The following is a 24,058-nucleotide window of genomic DNA, read 5'->3' as shown; positions in this document are numbered from 1 at the left end:
ACGAGGCATCGTTTGCTATCGGCAAACGTTCACCTATATGATCGAATCTGAACCAAGAGAAAGGAACCCGCAGATGCCGGAACAACAGCAGCCATTTGACCCCAAGCCGGTTCTCGACCTGATCGCTAACATCGAGGCGGACTTGCAGCGCCTGAAAGGGCTGGTCGAGCAGCAGGTCGAAAAATTCGATCCCGCCAATCCACACAACAAGGCTCCCGACGGCAAGTTGACCGAGGAGGGCGTCGAGTGCTGCTATCGCCTGTTCGACGAGGGTAAGTCGCGCTATTCGGTTGCTCAGCAGATGAAGATCTCCTTCGCTGCTGCCACCCATCGCTTCAACACCTGGCGCAAGATGGGCGGCCCCAAACGGAAAAAGACGCTGTTGGGATGAGGAGCGGCCGGCAATGCCGGTCAGGCAACGATTTGTCGATTGAAGTGACGAATGCATAGCGGAGGGCGGAGGCGGCGGGGGGTGACAGTCACGCCCCACTCCTGCCTCCAAGTCGATTTGTAACGGTCACATTTTTTATTGGTGCGCGGCCTCCCTTTCCGTGCACCATAGGCGGTCTCATTTCTTGCAGGACCCCAGCCATGACCATCCCTCCCGGCATCGCCGATATTCACAGCGCAGCAGCGCGATTGTCCGGACTGATCGTCGAAACGCCGCTGATCGAATCGCCGGAGTTGAACAAGCGCTTCGGCGCCAGGATCCTGTTCAAGCCGGAGACGTTGCAGCGCACCGGCTCGTTCAAGTTCCGCGGTGCCTATAACAGGCTCTCCTCGCTCTCGGCGGAAGAACGCGCCCGCGGCGTCGTCGCCTTCTCGTCGGGCAATCACGCGCAAGGCGTTGCCGCCGCAGCGGCGATGTTCGGCGTCAAGGCCATCATCGCCATGCCTGCCGATGCGCCGGCGATGAAGGTCGGCAATGTCAGGAAGATGGGCGCCGAAGTGATCACCTTCGACCGGGTCCGCGACGATCGCACTGCCGTTGTCCGTTCTTACGTGGAAAAGGGCATGGTCCTGGTGCCGCCCTACGACGATCCGGCCATCATCGCCGGCCAGGGCACGATCGGCCTCGAATTGATGCGCCAAGCAAAAGCGCTTGGCGTCAGCCTCGATGCGGTGGTGGTTCCCTGCGGCGGCGGCGGGTTGAGCAGCGGCATTTCGATCGCGATCAAGGACGCCTCGCCGGACACCGCCGTCTGGGCTGTGGAACCCGAGCATTTCGACGACACACGCCGCTCGCTGATCCAAGGCGCCAGGGTGTCGAACGCGCCCGGCCACACCTCGATCTGCGATGCCCTTCTCGTCGCCGAGCCGGGTGCGATCACTTTCGAGATCAACCGCAAGAATCTCGCGGGCGCCATCGCCGTTTCCGACAAGGCGGTGGCTCAGGCGACGCGCGACGCGATGGCTTGCCTGAAGCTGGTGGTCGAACCTGGCGGCTGCGTCGGCTTGGCCGCGCTGTCGTCAGGCGAGATCGACCTTACCGGGAAATGCGTGGCCGTGGTGCTGTCCGGCGGCAATGTCGATTTCAGCACCTATGCCGAGATCATTGCTGCCAGCTAAGATAGCAATCAGTTGCAGGTCATGCGCCGGTTCGAGGCGCTCGAGCCTCCGTTGCGTCCGGTCGAACCGGTCCCATTCAAGGACTGAGATCAATGAAACTGTTCTTCAGCCGCAATCCCAATCCTCGCCTCGCGGTCGCCGTGGCACGTTATCTCAATGCCAAGGTCGAGTTTGAATTCGCCTCCCCCTTCGCTCCGGGGCAGGCCGAGCGCTTTCGGCCGCTCAATCCAAATCTTTCATTGCCCATCCTTGTGGACTTGGGAAAAAGCCTCTGGGAGGCCGATGCCATAGCCTGCCGGCTTTCACGCGACACGCATTCGCATTTTTGGCGCACCGGCGACGATGAGCCGGAGATGATCCGGTGGCTGAGTTGGGGCAAAGAGAACCTCGCAAGAGCCTGCGATGTCGTGCATTTCGAACGCGGGACCAAACAGCGCTATGGGCTCGGCCCGATCGATCAGGCACGGGTTGAGGAGGGCCTGAGGGACTTCAGTACCGCCGCTGCAATACTTGATGCCGAGCTTTCCCAGCGAGAATGGCTGGTCGGAAATTCGGTTTCCTACGCCGACTTTCGAATGGCGACGTTTCTGCCCTTCAACGACGTCGCCCGATTGCCTCTCGATGATTATCCCTCTGTCGGCCGCTGGTATCGGCAGCTTGAAGAAATCGATGCCTGGCGTGATCCCTTCGAAGGGCTCAATGCACCTGAATTGACACCGGTCCCGGGCCAGGCCAAGGCCGTGTGATTCTCGATCATTTGCGCAAGCTGATTGCGTCGACCCTAATCCAGCGTCCGGCGGAACCGCACCAGCGCAATGCCGGCGAATAGCGCCACGAACACCACCAGCCAGCCGATCTCCGTTGCCACTGCCGGCAGCTCGGCGCCCTTCAGCATCACCGCGCGGATAATGCGCAGGAAATGCGTCAGCGGCAGCACTTCGCCGAAATCTTGCGCCCAGTCCGGCATGCCGCGATAGGGGAACATGAAGCCGGACAGCATGATCGACGGCAGGAAGAAAAAGAAGGTGAGCTGCAGGGCCTGCATCTGCGTGCGGGCGATCGTCGAAATCGTGTAGCCGAGCAGTACCAGCGCCAAGACGAAGATCAGGACCGCCGTCAGCAGCAGCGACATAGATCCGGTGAAGGGTATGGCAAACAGAAGCTTCGAGGCCGCCAGCACCACCAACACCTGCACGGCGCCGACCGCCAGATAGGGCAGCACCTTGCCCAGCATGATCTCGAGCGGGCTGGACGGCATCGCCAGAAGGTTCTCCATCGTGCCGCGCTCGGTCTCGCGCGTCAGCGCGATCGAGGTCATCATCACCATCGTCATCTGCAGGATGACGCCGAGCAGACCGGGCACGATGTTGTACTGCGAGACGGCTTCCGGATTGTAGCGCCGGTGTACTACCACCTGGAGCTGGCCCCGGGCAGCTTCAGCCGCCGTCTCCTGCATGCCGCGTGCCCTGAGCAGCGCCTGGTTGGCGACGGTGCCGAGCGTCGAGATGGCGCCGCTGGCGACGGCCGGGTCGGTTGCATCCGCCTCGATCAGGATCTGCGGGCTGTCGCCGCGCTCGACCCGTCGGGCAAAATCGGCGGGAATGGTGACGACGAAGGCGACATCGCCGCGCGCCATCAGGAATTCGGCTTCGGCGGCACTTTGCGCAACATGGTCGAAGCGGTAATATCCGGTGGTCTGCAGCGCCGAAACCATGGCCCGCGTGTAAGGATCGCTGCTCATCGCCACCAGTGCTGCCGGCAGGCTCTTCGGATCGTTGTTGATGGCATAGCCGAACAGCACCAGCTGCATCAGCGGCACGCCGAGCATCATGGCGAAGGTGATGCGGTCGCGCCGCATCTGGATGAACTCCTTGATCAGCAGAGCGCCTAGCCTGGCGAAGGAAAAGATGCTGTTTATCCCGTTCTTCATCCCATGTTGTCCTTCGAACCGGACATGAACTGGATGAACACATCCTCCAGGCTGGTCTCGCCGGGCGATACCGTGACGCCCTTGTGCTCTTTCTCGACATCGGCGAGCGCTGCCTGAAGCGCCTTCCTGTCGGAACCGACGACATGCAGCGTCGCCCCGAACGGCGCCACCTGGTCGACGCCGTGGCGGCCATGAAGTGCGGCCGCGACCTTATCGAGCCGTGGCCCTTGCAGGACGAAGGTGGTCAGCCCGGCATTCCTCACCACGTCCTCGACCGTGCCAGTGGCCAGCATCTTGCCGTAGGAGATGTAGCTGATGCGGTGGCAGCGCTCGGCTTCGTCCATGTAATGGGTGGAGACCAGCACGGTCAGGCCGCCGCTCGCCAGCCGGTGGATCTCGTCCCAGAATTCGCGTCTGGCCTTCGGATCGACGCCCGCCGTCGGCTCGTCGAGCAGCAGCAGTTTCGGCTTGTGCATGATGCAGGCGGCCAGCGCCAGCCGCTGCTTCCAGCCGCCGGACAGCGTACCGGCCAGCTGGTTCTTGCGCGATGTCAGGCCGAGCTCCTCAAGCGTCTTAGCCACATGCCCGTCGAGCGGCTTCAGCCGGTAAAGCCGTGCCACGAATTCGAGATTCTCGCCGATCGTGAGGTCTTCGTAGAACGAGAATCTCTGCGTCATGTAGCCGACTTCGCGCTTGATCCGCAGGCTGTCGGTGCGGATGTCGAAGCCCAGAACCGTGCCTTCGCCCTCATCCGGCGTCAGCAAGCCGCACATGATGCGGATGGTCGTCGTCTTGCCTGAGCCGTTCGGCCCGAGGAAGCCGACGATCTCGCCCTCGGCCACCGTCATCGTCACATGGTCGACGACGGTCTTGTCGCCGAAGCGCTTGACCAGGCCGTGCAGGTCGATGACGTTCATTTTCCGATGTCCGCCAGATCGACGTCGACGATCTGCCCGGGCTGCAATGCGCTGGCGTCGCCCTCCGGCCGCGCTTCGACCAGATAGACCAGCTTTTGCCGGGTCTCGAGCGAGTAGATCACCGGCGGCGTGAATTCCGGATCCGGCGACACGTAGCTGACGCGAGCCTTCACGCCCGCTCCGCAACCGTCGCAATGGACATTGAGCAGCGTGCCGACATCGACCGAGGAGAACGCGCTTTCCGGCACATAGACGCTGAGCTTCACCGCGCCATCCGGCAGTATGGAGATGACCGGCGCGGTCGGCCCGGCCGTGTCGCCTGGATAGCGGATGACATCGTTGACCCGGCCGGGCGAGGGCGCCGTCAGCACGCGCTTCGACAGTCGCCATTGCGCTTGCTCCAGCGCCGACTGCGCCTGCCTGACCTGGTTGTCGGCGGCCTTGATCGTCTCGGGCCGTGCGGGCAGCCCGCCGACGGCGAGATTGGCCTCCGCCTGGCCGACCTGCGCGTTGGCCGTCTCCAGCGTCGCGGAAGCCGTGTCGTAGTCGGCCTGCGTGCCGGTGCCGCGTTTGAACAGATCGCTGGCGCGGATGTAACGGCGTTTGGCGTCGGCGGCTTGCGCCTTGGCCATGTCGACCTGCGCCTTGAGCACCGCAATCTCTTCCGGCCGCTTGCCGACCTGCAGGTCGGCAAGTTGCGCCTGGGCCTGCGCAAGGGCCGCCTCGGCTTGTGCGATGGCGATCTTGGCGTCGGCGTTTTCCAACGTCACCACCGGCGTGCCGGGCGCGACGCGGTCGCCGCGCTTGACCGCAATCGTCTCGACCTGCGCCACCTCGATCGGCGCGAGCAGGACGTAGTCGCCCTCGACGTAGCCGACGGCGAGCGGTGCTGCCGGCGCGCAGGCGCTGAAAAGCTGGGCGGCAAGCGGCAAAGAACAGAGCAGGCTCATGATCCACGATCCTTCCGGACAGCCAAATCGCGCCGAGCTAAAATCGCGCTGAGATTGTCGGTTATTGTTGCCGCGATCTTGCCGGCCTCATCATCGCCGATCTTGCGCCAGCCCATCCGGCGCATAACCGCCTCGCGGCCGATGCGGAAATAGACGACCTGCCCGATCAGCGTGAATACGGTGAGTTTTGTGCGCTCGCTCTCGGCCGGCTCGCCTGTCGCCTGTTCCCAGATCAGGCAGAGGCGGTGATGCGCCGGTTCGAACACGCCGTCATAGATACGGTCGAGCGCCGCGGTAGGATGCGACAGCTCGCGCAGGACGAACTGTACAATCTCGCCGGCTTCCGGCCTTGCCGCGATGAAGGCGACCATCCGCTCCAGTGCGACGGCTAAATGTGCCCGCGCGGCCTCGGTGTCCGCCAATGCTGCGACCGGCGCCTGCAGATTGCCGATCGCCTGGCCGGCAACGGTCTGGATGGTGTCGACGATGTAGTCGGCTGCCGCGTTGCGGAGCCCTTCCTTGCCGCCGAAATGATAGGCGATCGAGCCGATATTGGCCTTGGCCTCAGCCGCGATCTGGCGCGTCGACGTTCCGTCGAAACCCTGGCGTCCGAACAGCTTCAGCGCCGCGCGCACGAGTGCCGTCCGCGTCATGTCTGCGGCGGTCTTGGGCCCCTCATGAGGAAGGCTGCTGGCGCTGGGCGATTTGATCATCATCGACAATTTAATCAATCGAATGATTAAAGTCAACTGCGATCAAGCGGCTTGCCAACTCTGGCCGTGCGCGCTCTAGTGCGTGGCCATGGGCAAGGAAATCGAGCGTAAATTCCTGGTCTCAGGTGAGGAATGGCGGGCAATGGTCGAGGCGGACACTCATATCCGTCAATTCTACCTTCTCGCCGAACCCAGCCGTACGGTGCGTGTGCGCATCAGCAATGATGCCGCCGCCAAGCTGACGCTCAAGTTCGGCAGCCAGGCACGCCAACGCGATGAATTCGAATATCCGATGCCTTTGGCGGAGGCGCAGGAGATGCAGGCCTTTGCCATCGGACATGTCATCGAGAAGACACGCCATCATGTTAGACACCGCGGCTATCTCTACGAAGTCGATGTCTTCGGCGGGACGCTTGCGGGGTTGGTGATCGCCGAGCTCGAGACGCCGGAGGATGTACCGGACGAAATGCTGCCAGATTGGCTCGGCCGTGAAGTCACCGGCGAGCCGAGATTTTACAACGCGTCGCTCGCCCTTGGGGGGATTGCGGAGATCGTCGCATGAGCTTTCGTATCGATCCGCACATCTCGCTGACCGGCGAGATCAGACGCATTCTCGCCGAGGAGATCGGCAAGGCGCTTGTCCATCTGGACGCCGCGCGTGACAGGCCCGAACAGGGGCTGCACAACTGTCGCAAACGGCTGAAGAATGTCCGCGCCTTGCTGCGCCTTGTCCGTTCCGGAGACGAAACATTCTGCGTGACTGAGAATCAATGCTACCGCCAGGTGGCGGCCCTGCTTGCCGGCCCGCGCGAGGCGACCGCACTGGTGGAAACAATCGACCGGCTAGCGGCAAGCTTTCCCGAGCAAAGTGCCGGCGGTGGCCTCGATGCCGTTCGCGACCGGCTCGTCGCGCGCCTTCATGAACTGCATGGCGGAGCAGGCCTCGATGCTGCGATAGGCGCGGCGATCGCCGCTTGCGAGGAAGGTGTCGGCCGGATCGACAAGCTCGCTCTGCCCGACCAGCCGGAGCAGGCTGCCGACGTGCTCGCCGAAGGCGCGCGCGCCACTTTGCGCCGCGCCAGGAAAGCGCTGGACAAGGCGGCTTCGCGCGGCGAAGCCGATGACTTTCACGACCTGCGCAAGGCGGCCAAGACGCATGGCATGCACCTGTCGCTGCTCGGCCGGCTGTGGCCGACGCCGATCAAGGCCCGGCGCAAGGCCGTCGATGAATTGGGCGAGCGGCTCGGCGAACTGCACGACGTGTTCGTCATGCGCGCGCTTCTCGATGCCGAGGACCAGCCGCTCGGTCCCCCTGAGGACACGCGGTTGCTTGCCAAGCTGCTGAAGCGCTCGGAAAAGAGCCTGAAAAAAACCTGCCTCGCCGAGGCGGCCGAGCTTTTCGGCGACCGTCCGAAGCGCTCGACAAGGAAGCTTGCCCGCAAGGTGCGCGACGATCTCACAGCGGTATCGCACGAAGACGCCGGCGCGCCTGGCGTGGGCTGATCATGGTGTAATTTGCCGCCCTGTGATAATCGCCGTCTGGCATGACCGAGCCCGGCGACACGCTTCTGGACCGACTTGGCCGCTGGCTTGCCGGCCGGCTGCAGGAGGAATCGTCCGGCTACGAGCCTTACACGCCGTCGGACGCTATTCGCGCAGGGAAATTCTGCACATCCGCCATCACTCGCTCGACACGCCGCGCGACTTCGACCTGTCGCCCTATTTCCGCATCAGCAAGCCGACCGTCGAATATGGTTTCGACTACCGGCAGATGATTTGGGACGACAAGCCCTGGATTACCAACGCCGAAACAAGGGTTCAGAGTGGCGGCTAGGCCGGCAGCGGCCGTCGTGTCTTTGCGGCGGCCCGGCCGGGTGTCCGCGCGCCGGCGTCGCGCGGATGCGGTCCGATCGGCATGATCGCCGGGAATGGCGTCGCGCCGAAAGCGAAGGTCCATTTGTAGCCGACCAACCCGTCTTCCGGCGTCGTGTGCTGATCGTGATGCGCAAGCAATTTGGCGCGCTCGGCCAGTTCCTCCGCCTCCCGCCTGACCATTTCCGCCGTCTCGGGCCGCATCCGCCTGGAGAAGCTGACGAATGTCGCCTCGCGCTCCAGATGCGTGATGGCCCAGCCGATGAAGTTCTTGTTGGTCACCTCGAACAGTGGCCGCAATGGCCCGTCGAAATTCCACTGGATTGGCGTCTCGACCAGCAGCCTGGCCGACAGGCCGCGACCGAGCGCGACCAGCCCCAACTCCTCGAGGTCTCGCAGATAGAGGAACATCGAAGCCTCGCTCAACCCCTGTGAGCGCATGATGCCTTCGGGCGTAAATTTTTCCGAAAGCATGACGAAGATGAACAGCAGTGCCGGCCGGCCGGCGAGCTTGCGCTCGATCTCCGGCGCGACGTGGTTGGCAGGTCCTGGTCCTCTGTTCATAGAGCCGAGCACGTTCTCCAACTCCACGCCGGCGGCAGCGCAGATCTCCATCAGCCGGTCGAGCTTGCAGTTGCGCTCGTGGAAGATGCGCTTCACCGTCGGCTCGGAAACGCCCATTCGCTCGGCAAGGACGCGGTAGGTCACGCCCTTGGCCTTCAGCGTCCGCTTCAGCGCGTCGAAGATCAGGCCGTTCACGGGATGCACCTCTTTTGCACGATTTGGTATCAACCTTCGGTACTAGTCCCGATAGATCTTCCCGGAAAGTATCGAAAGGCCTAGCTCTCCGCCAGTCCATTACAGGAGACTAGCCATGAAAAGCCTCTTCACACCGATACTTCTCGCCATCTTCGGCATCGCGACTGCGCCGGCAGTTCAGGCCGCTGAACTCTGGCGCGCCAGCGGCCTCGAGCAACCTGAATCGGCGCTGTTCGACGCCGCCGGCCAGCGCGTTATCGTCTCGAACATCGTCGGCAATCCCGGCGAAGCCGACGGCAACGGCTATCTGTCGGTTCTGTCGATGGACGGCAAGCTGGTCACACAACACTGGACCGACGGCATGGACGCGCCCAAGGGCATGGCGATTGCCGGCGGCAAACTCTACGTCGCCGACATCACCCATGTGCGCGTCGTCGATCTCCAAAGCGGCAAGCTAGCGTCGACGATCGACGTGCCGAACGCTGTCTTTCTCAACGACATGACCGCTGATGCATCCGGCAAGGTCTACGTCACGGATATGCTTGCCGATACGATCTATCGCATCGACGGCGACCGGCTCGAACTGTTCATCAAGGATGCGGCGCTCGCTTCGCCGAATGGCATCTTCGCCGATGGCGGCCGGCTGATCGTCGCTTCGTGGGGCAAGGGCATCAAGCCCGACTTCAGCACCGCGGAGCCGGGCGGCCTGCTCTCGGTCGATCTCGCCACCAAGGCCGTTTCGCCTCTGGCTGGCGCGGAAAACTTTGCCAACCTCGATGGCGTCGTTGCCATCGGCGGCAGCATCTACGCCACTGCCTATATGACCGGCACGCTCTACCGCTACAAAGCCGGCGGTACGCCGCAAGTGGTTGCGACGTTCAAGCCGGGCAGCGCCGATATCGGCACAGATGGCAAGTCGACAATCTTCGTGCCGCTGATGAACGAGGGCGAGGTCTCAGCGTTGGGCCTCGACTAAGCCGGCAGTTGCCAGCTCAGGCGGCGGGCGCGGCTTTCTTCAGCTGCGCCCGCGCATCCGTGATCGATGCGGCATAAGTCACCAGCGGCCGCTTGACACCGTGGTTGATCAGCATGCGGCGTGTCTGCGGTGAAGCGCCTGAGATAATAAAGCGAACGCCGGCGCGCTTGGCCTTGTGGGCCGCGCCCTCGATGACATTGGCCGCCGTCGAATCGAAGAACGGCACCGCCGAACAGTCGAGGATGAAGTTCTTGCGCTGGTCGGCGATGCGGTCCAGCACCGTGCCGACGGTCGAGGCGGCGCCGAAGAAAAAGGCGCCCGATATCCGGTAGACCACGGTGTCGGCATCGCTCGCCTCGCTGGAATCATAAGCGCTGGCTCGGTCGGCGACGTCTTCCTGCACCAAGGATTGATGGTCCGCCTCCACCGCGATGCTCTTGGCCATGCGGTCGATGAACAGGATCGAGCCTAGCGCGAAGCCGACGACGATGCCTTCGGTCAGGTCGCGGAAGATGACGATCAGGAACGTCGCCATCAGTACCAGCGCATCGCCGCGCGAGGCGCGCAGCAAGGTGGCGAAGGCCTGTTTCTCGAACATGTTCCAGCACACCACCGCCAGCACGCCGGCAAGTGCTGCAAGCGGGATATAGCTGGCCAGCGGTGCCGCCGCCAGCATCAGAGCAAGCAGAATGGCCGAGTGCATCATGCCTGAGACCGGTCCATGCGCGCCGGCCCGTACATTGGTCGCGGTGCGGGCAATGGTGCCAGTGGTGCATATGCCGCCGAACAAGGCGGAGGCGATATTGGCGAAGCCTTGCGCCACCAACTCGCAATTGGAGCGATGCCGCCTTCCGGTCATGCCGTCGGCGACGACGGCCGACAGCAGCGATTCGATCGCCCCGAGCAGCGCAAAGGCGATGGCGTCCGGCAGCACGTCGATTATCCTGTCGAGGCTGAGCGGCGGGAAGGCCGGCCATTGCAGGCTGCGCGGGATGCCGCCGAAGCGCGTGCCGATCGTCTCGGCCGGCATGGCGAGCAATGCGACGACGAGGGATGCCAGTCCGATGGCAATCAGCATAGCCGGCCACTTCGGCCGAAACCGCTTCAACATCGCAATGGTGATGATGGTCAGTGCCGCCACCGCAGTTGCGGCGAGGTTGATTGTTCCGGCCGCTTCGCCGATGGCCATCAGCTTCGGCACCAGCGGCCCTGGCTCCTTGCCGGCGAGCTTCAGCCCGAACAGTTCGACGATCTGGCCGGAGAAGATGATGACAGCGATGCCGGCGGTGAAGCCGACGGTCACCGGGTAGGGGATGAATTTGATGTAGGTGCCAAGTCTGAGATAGCCGATGGCAAGCAGGAACACGCCGGCCATCATCGTCGCCAGCAGCAAGCCGTCGACGCCAACCCGCGCCACCGTCGCCGCCACAAGCACAACGAAGGCGCCGGCCGGGCCGCCGATCTGGAAACGGCTGCCGCCAAGCGCCGAGACCAGGAATCCGCCAATGATCGAGGTGTAGAGCCCGCGCTCCGGCGTCACGCCTGAAGCAATGGCAATTGCCATCGACAACGGCAGCGCAACGATGGCGACAGTCAGCCCGGCGATGGCATCCGCCTTGAAATGCGTGAGCGTGTAGCCCTCGCGCAGCACCGTCACCAGCTTCGGGGTGAACAGTTCGGAAAATGTCGGCCGCGCCGGTTGATGCACTGCCCGCTGCGTCTGATCCATCGAGTGCCTTCCGCATGAAACCAAGGAGCGGCGGGATCGTCGGCAGGACTGTCGGCGGTCGCCGTCGCGACTTGGAGCGGCGTGCGTCCAAATAGGCGCACAGATACGCCCCAACACTTTTGACCCGCGCATCGGACTATCCGAAAATCGAATTTGATTTTCGGCGATGCGGCAGTAGCGTCAGCCTTGCGGGTTCTGCGGCGTGACAGGCTTGAGGCGAACGCCCCTGCCGCCACGCTCGCTCGCCTGGTTCTCGCCGATCAGCTCGACCCCGGCCTCTTCAAGGGCCTGGATGACCCTCATCAGCGTATCGACCACGCCCCGGACCACGCCGTCGCTCGCTTCCATGCGCTGAATGGTTGGAAGCGAAACCCCGGCGCGCTCGGCGAGGGTCTTCTGATCGATGCCGGCCAGCGCCCTCGCGGCACGCATCTGCGCGGCAGTGATCATCGGTCAAAACCCCGTCTGAGTTCTGCAGTATCACGTATAATACCTTCATAATGATGGGTCAAACATCATCTTGCATATGTGAAACATGCAACAGTCTTTGCCAGCCGGTGCGCTGGCATGCTACAAACCTCGACATCGTTAGGCGGGACATCCATTGCGGTACCGATTTCACAGGTACGACCTTAAAAGGGATGAGCAGGTGAAGACATTCAAAGCGTTGGCGACCTCGACAGTCTTGCTGTCGATGGTTTTCCTGCTGGCAGGCTGCGGACATGGCCTGATCAACAGGCTGATTTGAAGTAGTCCGGCCGACGTCAGGTGCCGTCGGCCCGCCCTAGCCATCGCTGCAGCAATCGTGCCGCCAGCCAGCACAGCATCGCCCAGGCAAAGCCGGCGCACCAGCCGGCCAGCACGTCGGACGGCCAGTGGACGCCGAGATAGATGCGGCTGATGCCGACCAGCACCGTCGTCAGCACCGCCAGCACGAGCACATAGATCTTCGTTGTGCGCCCGGGCAAAAACCGTGCCGCCATGCTGCCCAGCGTCAAATACGTCACCGCCGACAGCATGGCGTGGCCGCTCGGAAACGAAAGCGATGCCACATCGGCGAGATGCGAGACCAGATCGGGGCGCGGCCGGTCGATATCGAATTTCAGCACGCTTGACAGGAGCTGGCCGCCCGCCACTGCGACGAACATGAGAAGCGCCGCGCCTGGCCTGCGGATAAGGAGCAGATAGACGATCATTGCTGCCGTGATCAGCACCAGTACGCTGGCGCTGCCGAGGCTGGTGACGTCGCGCATCGCTCCTTCCAGCCACGCCGGTCCGATCGGATTGTCGGGCTGGCCGGCCTTGCGGAAGGCAAGCAGGATTTCGGTGTCGAAGGCATGCGGCGTGGTCGCCCGCGCCAGCTCCATCAGTTCTTCGAACCCCCACAGCCCGCCGGCAATGACCAGCCCGGCCAGCAGAACCGGGAACTCCAGCCAGTTGCGCAGTCTGCTTGCAATCTTCTTCATCGGCCCGATCGCAGCTACAGCCTTTGCAGATAGGGCCCGAGCGTGATCAGCGCCACAGCTGCGATGGCAAGCACAATGCCGGTTGCCTGCAAGGCATTGACGCGCTCGCCGAAGAAGACCAGCGCCACCACATTCACCGACACCAGCTGGATCACCGCCGACAGGCTGAACGACACCGACATGCCGAATTCACGGATCAGCCTCAGCATGATCAGATTGCCCAGCGAATAGAGCGCCAACGTCAGCACGATCTTGCCGAGGCTCGGCGCCAGCCCCCACTGTTTTGCGGCCATGGCCGCCAGCAGAAAGATCACCGTCGAAACGCAGAGCTGCCCAAGTCCCCAGAAACTCACTTTTGTTCCTCCCGATGCGGTCCCTACGCGCCTGCCGCAGCTCTTGTTTCCGAAGCGCCGGTCGCGGTCAAGCGGGGCTGATGTTGGATACGAAATCGCAGGTGGCAATTAGCCGGCATGTCATCAAACTGTGACCTGCCGGTAATACCGGATTGGCCAGGCAACACGCTCCAGCAATCCATCCAGCCAGAGGCAGGCCCCCATGACTGAACAGCGCTCGACCGAACATCGCACCCCTGACGCCCATTTCCGCACCAGCCTGCTCGAGGAAAACGATGGGCCAGGAGCCAATCCCACCGACAACCGCACCATGGGTGAGATCATCGCCGCGCGGTTCTCGCGCCGCGGCTTCCTCAAGGGCTCGCTTGCCGTCTCGGCCATAGCCGCTACCGTTAGCCCGCTGGCGCTGATCGCCGCCGACAACGCCCGCGCCGCCGAAGGCTCCGCTTTCGCTTTCGACGAGCTCGAGGCCGGCATCGACGACAAGCATCACGTCGCACCTGGCTATGACGCCGACGTGCTGCTGCGCTGGGGCGATCCCCTGTTCGCCGATTCGCCGGAATTCGATCCGACAAAACAGTCGGCGGAAGCCCAGGCCAGACAATTCGGCTACAACAACGACTATGTCGGTTATATCCCGATCGGCGGCTCGGCCGAGCATGGCCTGCTGGTCGTCAACCACGAATACACCAATCCGCATCTGATGTTCCCGGGCCTCGTCACCATCGTCGATGGCAAAGCCAAGCAGGCGCCCCTCAGCAAGGAGCAAGTCGATGTCGAGATGGCCGCGCATGGCGGCACCATTGTCGAGATCCGCAAAGAAGCCGGCAAATGGCAGGTCGTGCGCGACGGCAAGCTCAACCGCCGCATCACCTCCAACACCGAGATGGCACTGTCGGGTCCCGTCGCCGGCCACGACCGCGTCAAGACCAGCGCCGACCCGAGCGGCACGAAGGTCATCGGCACCCTCAACAACTGCGCCGGCGGCGTCACGCCGTGGGGCACCTATGTCATGGCCGAGGAGAACATCCACGGCTATTTCTCGGGCGAGCTGCCGCAGAGCCATAACGAGGCGGCCAATTACAAGCGCCTCGGCATTCCCGAAGGCGCCTATGAATGGGCGGCGCATCACGACCGTTTCGATATCGGCAAGGAGCCGAACGAGCCGAACCGCTTCGGCTGGATCGTCGAGGTCGACGTCCAGGATCCGACGTCGGTGCCGAGGAAGCGCACCGCCATGGGCCGCTTCAAGCATGAGGGCGCAGAATCGATCGTCGCCAAGGATGGCCGTGTCGTCTTCTACCTCGGCGACGACGAGCGCTTCGACTATGTCTATAAGTTCGTCACCACAGGCAAGTTCAATCCGGACGATCGCGCCGCCAACATGAATTTGCTCGACGACGGCACCTTGCATGTCGCCAAGTTCGCCGAGGACGGTTCAATCGAATGGCTGCCGATCGTCTTCGGCCAGGGACCGCTGACAGCGGCAAACGGCTTTGCCAGCCAGGCCGACGTGCTGATCGAGACGCGCCGTGCCGCCGACCTGCTTGGCGCCACCAAGATGGACCGCCCGGAAGACATCCAGCCCAATGCCGCCAATGGCAAGGTCTATGTCATGCTGACCAACAATTCGAAGCGCAAGGCCGACCAGGTCGACGCCGCCAATCCGCGCGCCGAAAACGCCTTTGGCCATATCATTGAGATCGTCGAGGATGGCGGTGATTTCGCTGCGACCAAGGGCAAGTGGGAAATCCTGCTGAAATGCGGCGATCCCGCCGTGGCCGAAATCGGCGCCACCTTCTCCACCGCAACCACTGCCAATGGCTGGTTCGGCATGCCGGACAATTGCGCGGTCGATTCGGCCGGCCGCCTCTGGGTTGCTACCGACGGCCAGGGCCCGAAGGCCACAGGCCGCACCGACGGCCTGTGGGCGGTCGACACGGAAGGCCCGGCGCGGGCGACCTCAAAGCTGTTCTTCCGTGTGCCGATCGGCGCCGAAATGTGTGGTCCCCTGTTTGCGCCGGACGACCAGACTGCTTTCGTTGCCGTCCAGCATCCAGGCGACGGTGGCGAGGACTGGGAGGCTTTTGGGCGTCCCTCCTATTATGAGGATTTGTCGACCCGCTGGCCTGACTTCAAGCCGGACATGCCGGTGCGCCCGGCGGTCGTTGCCATCACCAGGCAAGGCGGCGGCAAGATCGCGGTCTGAGACGCAGGAAGGCCTTGCAGTCTCGAGGAAGGATTTCGGTGGATGCGAAATCCTTCCTTTCCTGATATGGGATGCATCCATGCTGCGCATCATGCGCCGACTAATCATTCGGTGCGCTGAACCACGGCCACATTCATTGTGCTTCGCAACCTGAAGCCAATGGACTCGTATAGTCTGATGGCCGTGGCGTTGCTGGCATAGGCGTGGAGATAGGGAACTTCGCCGCGCGCCACTATCCGGTTTGCCACGAACAGGGACAGCAGCTTGCCTAGGCCACCGCCGCGAAATTCCGGATGTGAGCACACCCCGCTGAGTTCGGTATAGCCAGGTTGCTTCATGCGCTCGCCGGCCATTGCCACAAGTCTGCCCTCGATTTTCACGCCCCAAAAATCGCCCAGGCTCAAGGCTTCGAGCGTGAATGGGCCAGGCTTGGTGAGCAATGCCAGGGCGAGCATCTCAGCCGCATCGTCTCGGGTCAGATGTTGCACACGTTGGTCAGACACGGTTTGCAACGGCCGCTCGGCAATCATTTGAACCCCGGCTGCGGTCGAAGTCGCAAAAAGCCCCGCGGGCAGAGCAATGGCGTCCGACTGAAGCAGAATGACACTCTCGCCCGCGGAGACAAGCTGTTCGAGCGTCCGCAGGCTTTCCGCGTCGTCGGCGCCAGTGGCGGCGAATGGAACGATCGACGGCCGATACTGCCTGGCGAGGTCATTACCTTGCGCGAACGCCCGATGTCGCGTCTGAAGTGCGCTCCAGATAGGGCGGTCGAGCAGGTGTCTCATTACGCCGCGCCCTCCGGATTTTTCACTCGACGGTCGAGAGGAGCCGCGGCGAGGCCGTCCTCGATGGCGGTCAGCTGCTCAAGAAGCGGCCCCGAAAGATCCGCGCACAAATCCGCAACGGCGTTTTCGATGCGCGGCCAGACCTCGCGCTTTGCGACATCGACCAGCCGCCGGCCGTCCCGAGTGAGAGAGACAATCCTGCGCCGCTGGTCATCGGTCGACTGACTGACCTCGAGCAATCCCAGTCCGGCCAGAAGCGAGACGCTTCGCGTTATACCTGGCTGCGCGATGCCGAGCGATTGCGCCAGTTCCCCGACAGGCAGCGGGCCCAGCCTGTCGAGCGCGGCCAGCAGTGGGTACTGGCTCGCCTGAACCGGAACATCCAGCCGGTCGAGCAGGCGCTGCGCCTCCGCTTGCAGTTGCTCGCCTATACGCTTCATCCTGCTGCCCAGGCACAAGAAGCCAAGCGATCGTGTGATGTCTTCCATAAACCAATCCGTCTCGCGAAAAACAATAACATGATATATAACAAAACATGAAGATCAAGGGCATCGTCGCAAGGGCTGCACTCAGCGCTGTTTCCGTTGACTGATAAGGCTGCTTTGCCTGGCAGGCCAGTCGATCAGTTGCGCAGCCGGTAGCCGGTCCTGAAGATCCAGGCGACGATTGCTATGCAGACGAGCAGGAAAACAACCGTCATGCCGAGGCTGACGCCGACCGAAACGTCGGACTTGCCGTAAAAACTCCAGCGGAAGCCACTGACCAGGTAGACGACCGGGTTGAACAGCGTCACCGTGCGCCAGATGCCCGGCAGCATGTTGATCGAATAGAAGCTGCCGCCGAGGAAGGTCAGCGGCGTGATGATCAGCAGCGGCACCAGCTGCAGCTGCTCGAAGCTCTTCGCCCAGATGCCGATGATGAAGCCGAACAGGCTGAAGGTCACCGCCGTCAGCACCAGGAAGGCGAGCATCCAGAACGGATGCTCGATGTGAAGCGGCACGAACAGCGAGGCCGTCGCCAGGATGATCAGGCCAAGCACGATCGACTTTGTCGCCGCACCCCCGACATAGGCGATGACGATCTCCAGATAGGACACAGGTGCCGACAGCAATTCGTAGATCGAGCCGACGAATTTCGGAAAATAGATGGCGAAAGAAGCGTTGGAGATCGACTGCGTCAGCAGCGACAGCATGATCAGCCCCGGCACGATGAAGGCGCCGTAGCTGATGCCGTCGATCTCGGTGATGCGTGAGCCGATGGCCGAGCCGAAGACGACGAAATAGAGCGACGTCGAAATGACCGGCGAAACAATGCTCTGCAGCACCGTGCGAAGGGCGCGCGCCATCTCCACCCGATAGATCGCCCATACCGCATGAAGGTTCATGACCGCGCGCGGGTTCATGCCGGTTTCCTCACCAGATTGACGAAGATCTCCTCGAGCGAGCTGTTTTCCGTGTCGATGTCGCGGAACTGGATGCCGGCCGCCTCGAGCTCGCGGATCAACGAGGCGACGCCCGGCCGTTCGCTCTGGTTGTCATAAGTATAGGTCAGCTGCCCGCCATCCGGCGAAAGCTCCAGCGCGTAGCGCGAAAAGGCGTCGGGAACGGTGGCCAGGGGACTGCGCAGTTCCAGCACAAGCCGCTTGCGGCCGAGCTTGCGCATCAGCTCGGCCTTGTCCTCGACCAGCACGATCTCGCCGCGGTTGATGACGCCGACGCGGTCGGCCATCGCCTCCGCTTCTTCGATGTAGTGCGTGGTCAGGATGATGGTGACGCCGTCTTCGCGCAGCCGGCGCACCATAGCCCACATGTCCTGGCGCAGCTCGACATCGACGCCTGCCGTCGGTTCGTCGAGGAACAGGATGCGCGGCTCGTGCGACAACGCCTTGGCAATCATCAGCCGGCGCTTCATGCCGCCGGACAGCGTGATCGCCTTGGCGTCCTTCTTGTCCCAGAGCGACAGGTCGCGCAGCACTTTTTCGACGAACGCCTTGTCCGCCGGTTTGCCGAACAGGCCGCGGCTATAGTTGACCGTCGCCCACACGCTCTCGAAGGCGTCGATGGTCAGTTCCTGCGGAACCAGCCCGATCAAGCTGCGCGCCGCGCGGTAGTCGCGGTTGATGTCATGGCCGTCGACGGTGACGGAACCCGACGAACGGTTGACGATGCCGCAGACGATCGAGATCAGCGTCGTCTTGCCGGCGCCGTTCGGACCGAGCAGCGCAAAGATCTCGCCGCGCACTATATCGAGATTGATCTCCTTCAGCGCCTTGAAGCCGGTGGCGTAGGTCTTGGTGACCCCGGAAATCGAGATGATCGGCTGCATGGCTGAAAACGGCTGCTTGAAACAGAGTTGTTGATTTAATCCGCTGAATGTCGGTTCGCAAATCCGGATGTCAATGCCGCTCCTGACAGTTCTGGACATCGAGGTTTGCCGGAATAGGCGACACCTGCCAGGTCGTCCAGCCAAATTCCATGCAAAAACAGATTCACCGACACTGCGGCGTTCCGCCTCGCGGCGGGACGCCGCTTTGACCGTCCCGCGCATGAAGCCTATCCTTGTACAAACAAGCAGCAGCCGGAGCCGCCATGGACCCGCTCATTCTGTCGCGCATTCAGTTCGGCGCGAACATTTCGTTCCACATCCTGTTCCCGGCGATCACCATCGCGCTCGGCTGGGTGCTGCTGTTCTTCAAGCTCCGCTACAACGCGACAGGCGATTCGGCCTGGATGCGCGCTTATTTCACCTGGGTTAAGGTATTCGCGCTGTCCTTCGCCATGGGTGTGGTTTCCGGCGTCACCATGAGTTTTCAGTTCGGCACCAACTGGCCGGGCTATATGGAGACGGTCGGCAACATTGCCGGCCCGCTGCTGGCCTACGAGATCCTGACCGCCTTTTTCCTCGAGGCGGCGTTCCTCGGCATCATGCTGTTCGGCTTCCGCCGCGTCTCGAACCGCGTCCATACGCTGGCGACGGTGCTGGTGGCCGGCGGCACCACCTTGTCCGCCTTCTGGATCATCGCACTCAATTCGTGGATGCAGACGCCGGCCGGCTTCGAGATGCGCGATGGTGTAGCGCACGCCACCGACTGGTGGGCCGTTGTCTTCAATCCGTCCATGCCCTACCGGCTCGTCCATATGCTGCTTGCTTCGGGGCTGACCGTCTCGTTCCTGATCGCCGGCCTGTCGGCGCTGCGCTATCTCTACGGCGATCGTTCGGAATCGATGTGGAAGGCGCTGCGCACCGGCGTCTTCACCGCCGCGATCCTGATCCCGATCCAGATCTTCGCAGGCGACCAGCACGGCCTCAACACGCTCGTACACCAGCCGCAGAAGATCGCCGCCATGGAGGCCAACTGGAACACCGGCCCCAACGTGCCGCTGGTGCTGTTTGCGCTTCCCGATGAAGCGGCGAGCGAGAACAGGTTCGAACTCACCATTCCCGACGGCGCCAGCCTCATCCTCAGGCACAGCGCCGGCGGCGTCGTGCCGGGGCTGAACGATTATGCCGGCAACCATCCGCCGGTATTTCCGGTGTTCTGGGGCTTTCGCATCATGGTCGGCACAGGCCTCCTTATGCTCGCCGTCTCCTGGTCGGCGGCCTTTTTCCTCAAGCGCCGCCATAGCCTCCCCAAGCCGCTGGCGCTCGTCATGGTGCCGATGGCGCTGTCCGGCTGGCTGGCGACGCTGGCCGGCTGGTACACCACCGAGATCGGCCGCCAGCCCTGGCTGGTCACCGGCGTGCTGCGTACCGCCGATGCTGTCGGGCCGGTCGCCGGCAGCCATGTCGCGCTGTCGCTCGCGGTCTATCTCAGCCTCTACGTGCTGCTACTGATCGCCTATCTCGGCGTGTTGGTGCATCTGGCATTGAAGGCGGCGAAGGATGGTGACACCTCGCCGCTGCCGGGTGTCATGAACATGCCGCTGTCGCAGCCGGTTGCGCAACCGGGAGAAACATCATGAGCGTCGACTGGCCGACCCTGCTGCCTCTGATCTTCGCCGGCCTGATGGGCCTCGCCATCCTGATCTACGTCATCCTCGACGGCTTCGATCTCGGCATTGGCATCCTGTTCGCCGCAGCCGAAGGCACCGAACAGGATACGATGATCGCCGCCATCGGCCCGTTCTGGGACGCCAACGAGACCTGGCTGGTGCTGGCGGTCGGCCTGCTGCTGGTCGCCTTCCCGCTGGCGCACGGCACCATTCTGACCGCGCTCTACACTCCGGTTTTCGTGCTGCTGGTCGGCTTGATCCTGCGCGGCGTCGCCTTCGATTTCCGCGCCAAGGTGCCGGCCGGCAGGAAGCACCGCTGGAACCGCATCTTCTTCCTGGGCTCGGTCGTCGCTTCGCTGGCGCAAGGTTATATGCTCGGCGTCTATGTGCTCGGCCTCGACGTCGGCCCTGGCGGCATGGCGTTCGGCGCGCTGGTGGCGCTCTGCCTTGCCGCGGCCTACGCGGCAATGGGCGCGGCCTGGGTCATCTATAAGACCGAAGGCGATCTGCAGAAGAAGGCGGTGCTGTGGCTGCGCACGGCGCTGGTGCTGACCGCGCTCGGCATGGTCGCGGTATCGCTGGCCACGCCCTTTGCCAGCGCGCGCATCTTCGACAAATGGTTCGTCTGGCCGGCCATGCTCTATTTGTCACCGCTGCCGATCCTGTCGGCAGTGCTGTTCCTGTGGCTGTGGCGCCAGACCTTCCATCTGCCGAAACCCGGCGACCGCCACGCGCTGCTCCCGTTCCTGACATTGGCCGCGATCTTCACGCTCGGCTTTGCCGGCCTCGCCTGGTCGTTCTACCCCTTCGTGGTGCCCGACCGGCTGACCATCTGGCAGGCTGCTTCGGCACCCGAAAGCCTGGCCGTCATCCTGGTCGGCACGGCCGTCGTGCTGCCGATCATCATCTTCTATTCGTTCTTTGCCTACCGGGTGTTCGCCGGCAAGGCGACGGATCTGACCTATGACTGACCGGCATCGCCGTCGCAGCCTGAAACAGAATATTCATCTTCAAGCGGAATAACCTTCTCTGGCCGGCCCAGCAGAATCGCCGGCAAGAAGAAGGGCAACAGAATGAACCCCTTTTCTGCGGCAGGACAGGATCGGCTGCTGCTTTTGCTGATCCGGACGGTCGCGCTGATCGGCGCACTCGCGCTTGCCGGCCTGCTGCCGGCCATGCCGCAGGCGCATGCCCAGGACGCGGCCAACTGGACCGGCGTGTGGGACACGAAGTGGCGCGGCGGCGGCGCCCAGATCAAGTTCGAGCAGACCGGCGCCGACGTAAAGGGCGTGTACCCGCTTTATAACGGCCGTATCGAGGCCAAGGCCGAAGGCGACAAGCTTGTCGGCCACTGGTTCGAAGGCGACCGCCAGGGCGCCTTCACCTTCGTCCAGTCGCCTGACGGCGGCAGCTTCATGGGCCGCTTCGATGCCGCCACCGCCGAATGGTGGACAGGTGTGCGCGTCAGCGCCGTCGAGGACGTGCGTGTCGACCAGTCGAGCCCGATGAGCACCATGCGCTCGTTCCTGCAGACGATGAACGAGAGCGGCGCCGACAATGTCCCGCGCGCCACCGGCGGCGGCATGGGTCTTGCCGGCCTGGCGGCCGGTCTCGTCGACGTCACCGAGGCCGACCGCGGCGGCCTCAACATGCCCGATTACACCAAGCTGCTGTTCACCGTCATCGACAACGCGACGTTCCGTCTGTGGAGCCTGCCGCATGACATTATTTCCAGCGACGAGGTGACGGCGACGCTGCCGCAATACGGCACCAGGGTCTCCTTCGACGTCACATTTCGCCGCAGGAATGGCGACTGGTTCATCGTGGGGCCGCCACTTGGCGAGCTCCAGGCAAAGCTCGCCGAATTCCAGGAAGCGCGTGGCGAAGCCGTCGACATGATCGACGATCCGAGCAGGCTCGCCTCGCCGCGCGACACGTTCAAGGTACTGTTGAGCGGCCTCACCGAAGCCGGCGACCCGGCCCAGGCGGCGCTCGACCTGCGCAACTACAGTCAGGCCGTGCGCGGCGACGAGGCGTTCCTGCTCGAGCGCTATCTCAAAAAGGTCATCGACCGCATCGGCTACGTCTATTGGCAGGAGATCCCCGACGATCCGAAGAGCAACACCCCCTTCGTCTATTTCGAGCATCCCGCCGGCAACATCGTCATCGGCCCGGTCGAGACCGACCCCGACGGCACCGGCAAGCGCAAGATCTGGCAGTTCACGCCCGAGACGCTCGCCCACATCCGCGCTCTACGCCGACGTCGAAGACGTGCCGGTGGCGCCGGAATTCGCCGCCTTCGCCAGCACCGACCCGTTCTTTATCGCCCGTGGCCTCGCCCGCGAGATCAGCCCCGGCCTGCTCACCCGCGCCGGCCCGATGGAGCACTGGCAATGGTGGATGCTCGGCCTTGCCGCACTGGCCGGCATCGTCTTCGGCTTCATCGCCAATGCGCTGATTTCCTTGTTTGTGCGAAGGACGGACAGCCCGGCCTTCTTCCGCATCGTCGAATGGGCGGTGCGCTCGATCGTGCTTGGCTTCTTCCTGCTGTTGACGCTGCGCCCGCTCGGTCTGCCACAAGTGGTCGCCGCCCCGGTCAAGGCAATCGCCTGGAGCCTGATCGTGATCGGCGCCGTGCCGGTGGTCTGGCATCTGATTGGCAAGGTCGCCGAACACTATCGCGGACTGTGGCAAGTGCCCGGCTATCACGACACGCTGATTTCGCTGTCCACCGGCGTCGCGCGCGTCGCCGTGCTCGTCGTCGCCTTCCTGCTGTTGGCCGAAGTGCTCGCCATCCCATACGAAGGCGTCATCGCCGGTCTCGGCATCGGCGGTCTGGCGGTGGCGCTGGCCGCGCAGCCGACGCTGCAGAACTTCCTCTCCGGCCTGACGCTCTATGCCGACCGGCCGGTAAGCGTAGGCGACTTCTGCAAGTTCGGCGACCAGTCCGGCACAATCGAGCATATCGGCATGCGCTCGACGCGCATCAGGTCGCTCGACCGCACCATCATCTCGGTGCCGAACTCGGATTTCGCCGGCATGCAGATCGAGAACTACGCCCATCGCGACCGCACCCGGTTCGCGACGACGCTGCAGCTGCGCTACGAAACGACGCCCGATCAGCTGCGTTACGTCCTGGCCGAGCTGCGCAAGCTGCTGATTGCCCATCCGCGCGTTATCGATGAGCCGTGCCGCGTGCGCTTTGCCGGCTACGGCGCCTATTCGCTCGATATCGACGTGTTCACTTATATCAAAACCGCCGACGTGGCCGATTTTCAAGCCATCCGCGAGGACATCCTGTTATCCATGATCAACGTCATGGATGATGCCGGCGCACAGTTCGCCTTCCCTTCGTCACTGGAATACAGAGCCACCGACCTTCCGGTCGACGACGAAAAACGCATCGCCGCGGAGAAAAGGGTCGGCGATTGGCGCGAGGCGCAAAATCTGCCTTTCCCCGACTTCAGCCAGATCGACAAATTCGCCCTCAACAACACGCTTGACTACCCGCCTGAGGGCTCGGCGCATTATCGCGAGACAGAGCCCGACCCGGACTCGGCCGAGGCAAGGGCGACGCTGGAGAAAGTGCGCTGGAGCCTGCCCTGGAAAAAGGGGGAGTAGTTTCGAGACGTTGGCGGGACAGCACCCCCCTCTGGCCTGCCGGCCATCTCCCCCGCAAGGGGGGAGATTAGCAGTTTCAGCGCTCCGCTCGTCCTGAACGTTGGAGATTTGGCGAAGGTCGAGGTGATAGCCGATCTCCCCCCTGTTTGGACCGGGGACATCGCGAACAGCTGTGCGAGGACATCGCGAACAGTTTGCCATCCTATCGTTGGCTTGC

The 24,058-nt window shown here is 63.2% G+C and carries 24 protein-coding genes and 1 pseudogene; 11 read left to right on the top strand and 14 right to left on the bottom strand.

Annotation, left to right across the window (positions count from 1 at the left end):
• Nucleotides 1–73: 73 nt before the first annotated feature.
• From NKH42_RS10245 to NKH42_RS10235, 3 genes are all read left to right on the top strand, one after another.
• Nucleotides 74–391, top strand: coding sequence for a hypothetical protein (locus NKH42_RS10245; protein ID WP_352509480.1), 318 nt, complete (start codon nt 74–76; stop codon nt 389–391).
• Between the two features lie 200 nt (nt 392–591).
• Nucleotides 592–1,569, top strand: coding sequence for a threonine/serine dehydratase family protein (locus NKH42_RS10240; protein WP_352509479.1), 978 nt, complete (start codon nt 592–594; stop codon nt 1,567–1,569).
• A gap of 92 nt (nt 1,570–1,661) precedes the next feature.
• The gene (locus tag NKH42_RS10235; RefSeq protein ID WP_352509478.1) at nt 1,662–2,315 is read left to right on the top strand and encodes a glutathione S-transferase family protein; all 654 of its coding nucleotides are present in this window, start codon (nt 1,662–1,664) and stop codon (nt 2,313–2,315) included.
• Between the two features lie 35 nt (nt 2,316–2,350).
• On the opposite strand, the gene NKH42_RS10230 is transcribed toward NKH42_RS10235, so the two are convergent.
• From NKH42_RS10230 to NKH42_RS10215, 4 genes are read right to left on the bottom strand one after another with little or no spacing between them, the layout of a single operon-like run.
• Nucleotides 2,351–3,487, bottom strand: coding sequence for an ABC transporter permease (locus NKH42_RS10230; RefSeq protein WP_352509497.1), 1,137 nt, complete (start codon nt 3,485–3,487; stop codon nt 2,351–2,353).
• Nucleotides 3,488–3,495: 8 nt separating this feature from the next.
• The gene (locus NKH42_RS10225) at nt 3,496–4,416 is read right to left on the bottom strand and encodes an ABC transporter ATP-binding protein (protein WP_352509476.1); all 921 of its coding nucleotides are present in this window, start codon (nt 4,414–4,416) and stop codon (nt 3,496–3,498) included.
• Nucleotides 4,413–5,366 carry an HlyD family secretion protein gene (locus NKH42_RS10220; RefSeq protein ID WP_254818028.1) on the bottom strand — a complete coding sequence of 318 codons (954 nt, stop codon included), beginning with the start codon at nt 5,364–5,366 and terminating at the stop codon, nt 4,413–4,415. Before NKH42_RS10220 ends, NKH42_RS10225 begins: the two co-directional genes overlap by 4 nt.
• Complete coding sequence (locus NKH42_RS10215; protein WP_352509412.1) at nt 5,363–6,079, bottom strand: CerR family C-terminal domain-containing protein; 717 nt, start codon at nt 6,077–6,079, stop codon at nt 5,363–5,365. The genes NKH42_RS10220 and NKH42_RS10215 overlap by 4 nt, the downstream gene beginning before the upstream one ends.
• An 88-nt stretch (nt 6,080–6,167) precedes the next feature.
• Here NKH42_RS10215 and NKH42_RS10210 point away from each other — a divergent pair, with 88 nt between their 5' ends.
• The 3 genes and pseudogenes from NKH42_RS10210 to NKH42_RS10200 all read left to right on the top strand — a co-directional run.
• A complete protein-coding gene (locus NKH42_RS10210; protein WP_352509406.1) occupies nt 6,168–6,641 on the top strand; it encodes a CYTH domain-containing protein in 474 nt (157 codons plus the stop codon).
• Nucleotides 6,638–7,582, top strand: coding sequence for a CHAD domain-containing protein (locus NKH42_RS10205; RefSeq protein WP_352509405.1), 945 nt, complete (start codon nt 6,638–6,640; stop codon nt 7,580–7,582). Before NKH42_RS10210 ends, NKH42_RS10205 begins: the two co-directional genes overlap by 4 nt.
• A 133-nt stretch (nt 7,583–7,715) precedes the next feature.
• Nucleotides 7,716–7,913 (top strand): annotated as a pseudogene (locus tag NKH42_RS10200) (hypothetical protein); the annotation flags it as partial.
• On the opposite strand, the gene NKH42_RS10195 reads toward NKH42_RS10200, so the two are convergent.
• Nucleotides 7,910–8,710: a helix-turn-helix domain-containing protein gene (locus tag NKH42_RS10195; protein WP_352509404.1), complete on the bottom strand. Its 801-nt coding sequence runs from the start codon at nt 8,708–8,710 to the stop codon at nt 7,910–7,912. The pseudogene NKH42_RS10200 and the gene NKH42_RS10195 overlap by 4 nt on opposite strands.
• Nucleotides 8,711–8,825: 115 nt before the next feature.
• On the opposite strand from NKH42_RS10195, the gene NKH42_RS10190 reads away from it, so the two are divergent.
• Nucleotides 8,826–9,686 (top strand): SMP-30/gluconolactonase/LRE family protein, encoded by an 861-nt coding sequence (locus NKH42_RS10190; RefSeq protein WP_352509402.1) that lies wholly within the window; start codon nt 8,826–8,828, stop codon nt 9,684–9,686.
• Between the two features lie 16 nt (nt 9,687–9,702).
• Here the strand turns inward: NKH42_RS10190 and NKH42_RS10185 are convergent, their stop codons facing one another.
• The 4 genes from NKH42_RS10185 to NKH42_RS10170 form a co-directional block, all read right to left on the bottom strand.
• Nucleotides 9,703–11,415 (bottom strand): SulP family inorganic anion transporter, encoded by a 1,713-nt coding sequence (locus NKH42_RS10185; RefSeq protein ID WP_352509400.1) that lies wholly within the window; start codon nt 11,413–11,415, stop codon nt 9,703–9,705.
• A gap of 180 nt (nt 11,416–11,595) precedes the next feature.
• Nucleotides 11,596–11,865, bottom strand: a complete 270-nt coding sequence (locus tag NKH42_RS10180; RefSeq protein WP_352509399.1) for a helix-turn-helix domain-containing protein — start codon at nt 11,863–11,865, stop codon at nt 11,596–11,598.
• A 314-nt stretch (nt 11,866–12,179) separates the two neighbouring features.
• Nucleotides 12,180–12,881 (bottom strand): phosphatase PAP2 family protein, encoded by a 702-nt coding sequence (locus tag NKH42_RS10175; RefSeq protein WP_352509397.1) that lies wholly within the window; start codon nt 12,879–12,881, stop codon nt 12,180–12,182.
• A gap of 14 nt (nt 12,882–12,895) precedes the next feature.
• Nucleotides 12,896–13,234, bottom strand: coding sequence for a hypothetical protein (locus tag NKH42_RS10170; protein ID WP_023679017.1), 339 nt, complete (start codon nt 13,232–13,234; stop codon nt 12,896–12,898).
• 202 nt (nt 13,235–13,436) lie between these two features.
• Between NKH42_RS10170 and NKH42_RS10165 the strand changes: the two genes are divergently transcribed.
• Complete coding sequence (locus NKH42_RS10165) at nt 13,437–15,443, top strand: PhoX family protein (RefSeq protein ID WP_254818037.1); 2,007 nt, start codon at nt 13,437–13,439, stop codon at nt 15,441–15,443.
• 104 nt (nt 15,444–15,547) lie between these two features.
• Here NKH42_RS10165 and NKH42_RS10160 read toward each other — a convergent pair whose 3' ends face one another.
• The 4 genes from NKH42_RS10160 to NKH42_RS10145 form a co-directional block, all read right to left on the bottom strand.
• A complete protein-coding gene (locus NKH42_RS10160) occupies nt 15,548–16,228 on the bottom strand; it encodes a GNAT family N-acetyltransferase (RefSeq protein WP_352509395.1) in 681 nt (226 codons plus the stop codon).
• Complete coding sequence (locus tag NKH42_RS10155; RefSeq protein WP_352974065.1) at nt 16,228–16,716, bottom strand: MarR family winged helix-turn-helix transcriptional regulator; 489 nt, start codon at nt 16,714–16,716, stop codon at nt 16,228–16,230. Before NKH42_RS10155 ends, NKH42_RS10160 begins: the two co-directional genes overlap by 1 nt.
• 134 nt (nt 16,717–16,850) lie before the next feature.
• On the bottom strand, nt 16,851–17,612 hold the full coding sequence (locus NKH42_RS10150) for an ABC transporter permease (RefSeq protein WP_352509411.1): 762 nt from the start codon (nt 17,610–17,612) through the stop codon (nt 16,851–16,853).
• 14 nt (nt 17,613–17,626) lie between these two features.
• Nucleotides 17,627–18,553, bottom strand: coding sequence for an ABC transporter ATP-binding protein (locus NKH42_RS10145; protein WP_352509392.1), 927 nt, complete (start codon nt 18,551–18,553; stop codon nt 17,627–17,629).
• A gap of 263 nt (nt 18,554–18,816) precedes the next feature.
• On the opposite strand from NKH42_RS10145, the gene NKH42_RS10140 reads away from it, so the two are divergent.
• A complete protein-coding gene (locus tag NKH42_RS10140; RefSeq protein WP_352689784.1) occupies nt 18,817–20,190 on the top strand; it encodes a cytochrome ubiquinol oxidase subunit I in 1,374 nt (457 codons plus the stop codon).
• Complete coding sequence (locus NKH42_RS10135) at nt 20,187–21,191, top strand: cytochrome d ubiquinol oxidase subunit II (protein WP_352689783.1); 1,005 nt, start codon at nt 20,187–20,189, stop codon at nt 21,189–21,191. The genes NKH42_RS10140 and NKH42_RS10135 overlap by 4 nt, the downstream gene beginning before the upstream one ends.
• A 39-nt stretch (nt 21,192–21,230) precedes the next feature.
• Here NKH42_RS10135 and NKH42_RS10130 read toward each other — a convergent pair whose 3' ends face one another.
• Nucleotides 21,231–22,463, bottom strand: coding sequence for a hypothetical protein (locus NKH42_RS10130; RefSeq protein ID WP_352974064.1), 1,233 nt, complete (start codon nt 22,461–22,463; stop codon nt 21,231–21,233).
• A gap of 34 nt (nt 22,464–22,497) precedes the next feature.
• On the opposite strand from NKH42_RS10130, the gene NKH42_RS10125 reads away from it, so the two are divergent.
• Nucleotides 22,498–23,841: a mechanosensitive ion channel family protein gene (locus NKH42_RS10125; protein ID WP_352974063.1), complete on the top strand. Its 1,344-nt coding sequence runs from the start codon at nt 22,498–22,500 to the stop codon at nt 23,839–23,841.
• Nucleotides 23,842–24,058 lie beyond the last annotated feature (217 nt).

It is taken from the genome of Mesorhizobium sp. M1142 (assembly GCF_040318565.1).
GTDB lineage: Bacteria > Pseudomonadota > Alphaproteobacteria > Rhizobiales > Rhizobiaceae > Mesorhizobium.
This window is presented reverse-complemented; position numbering and strand designations above follow the sequence as displayed.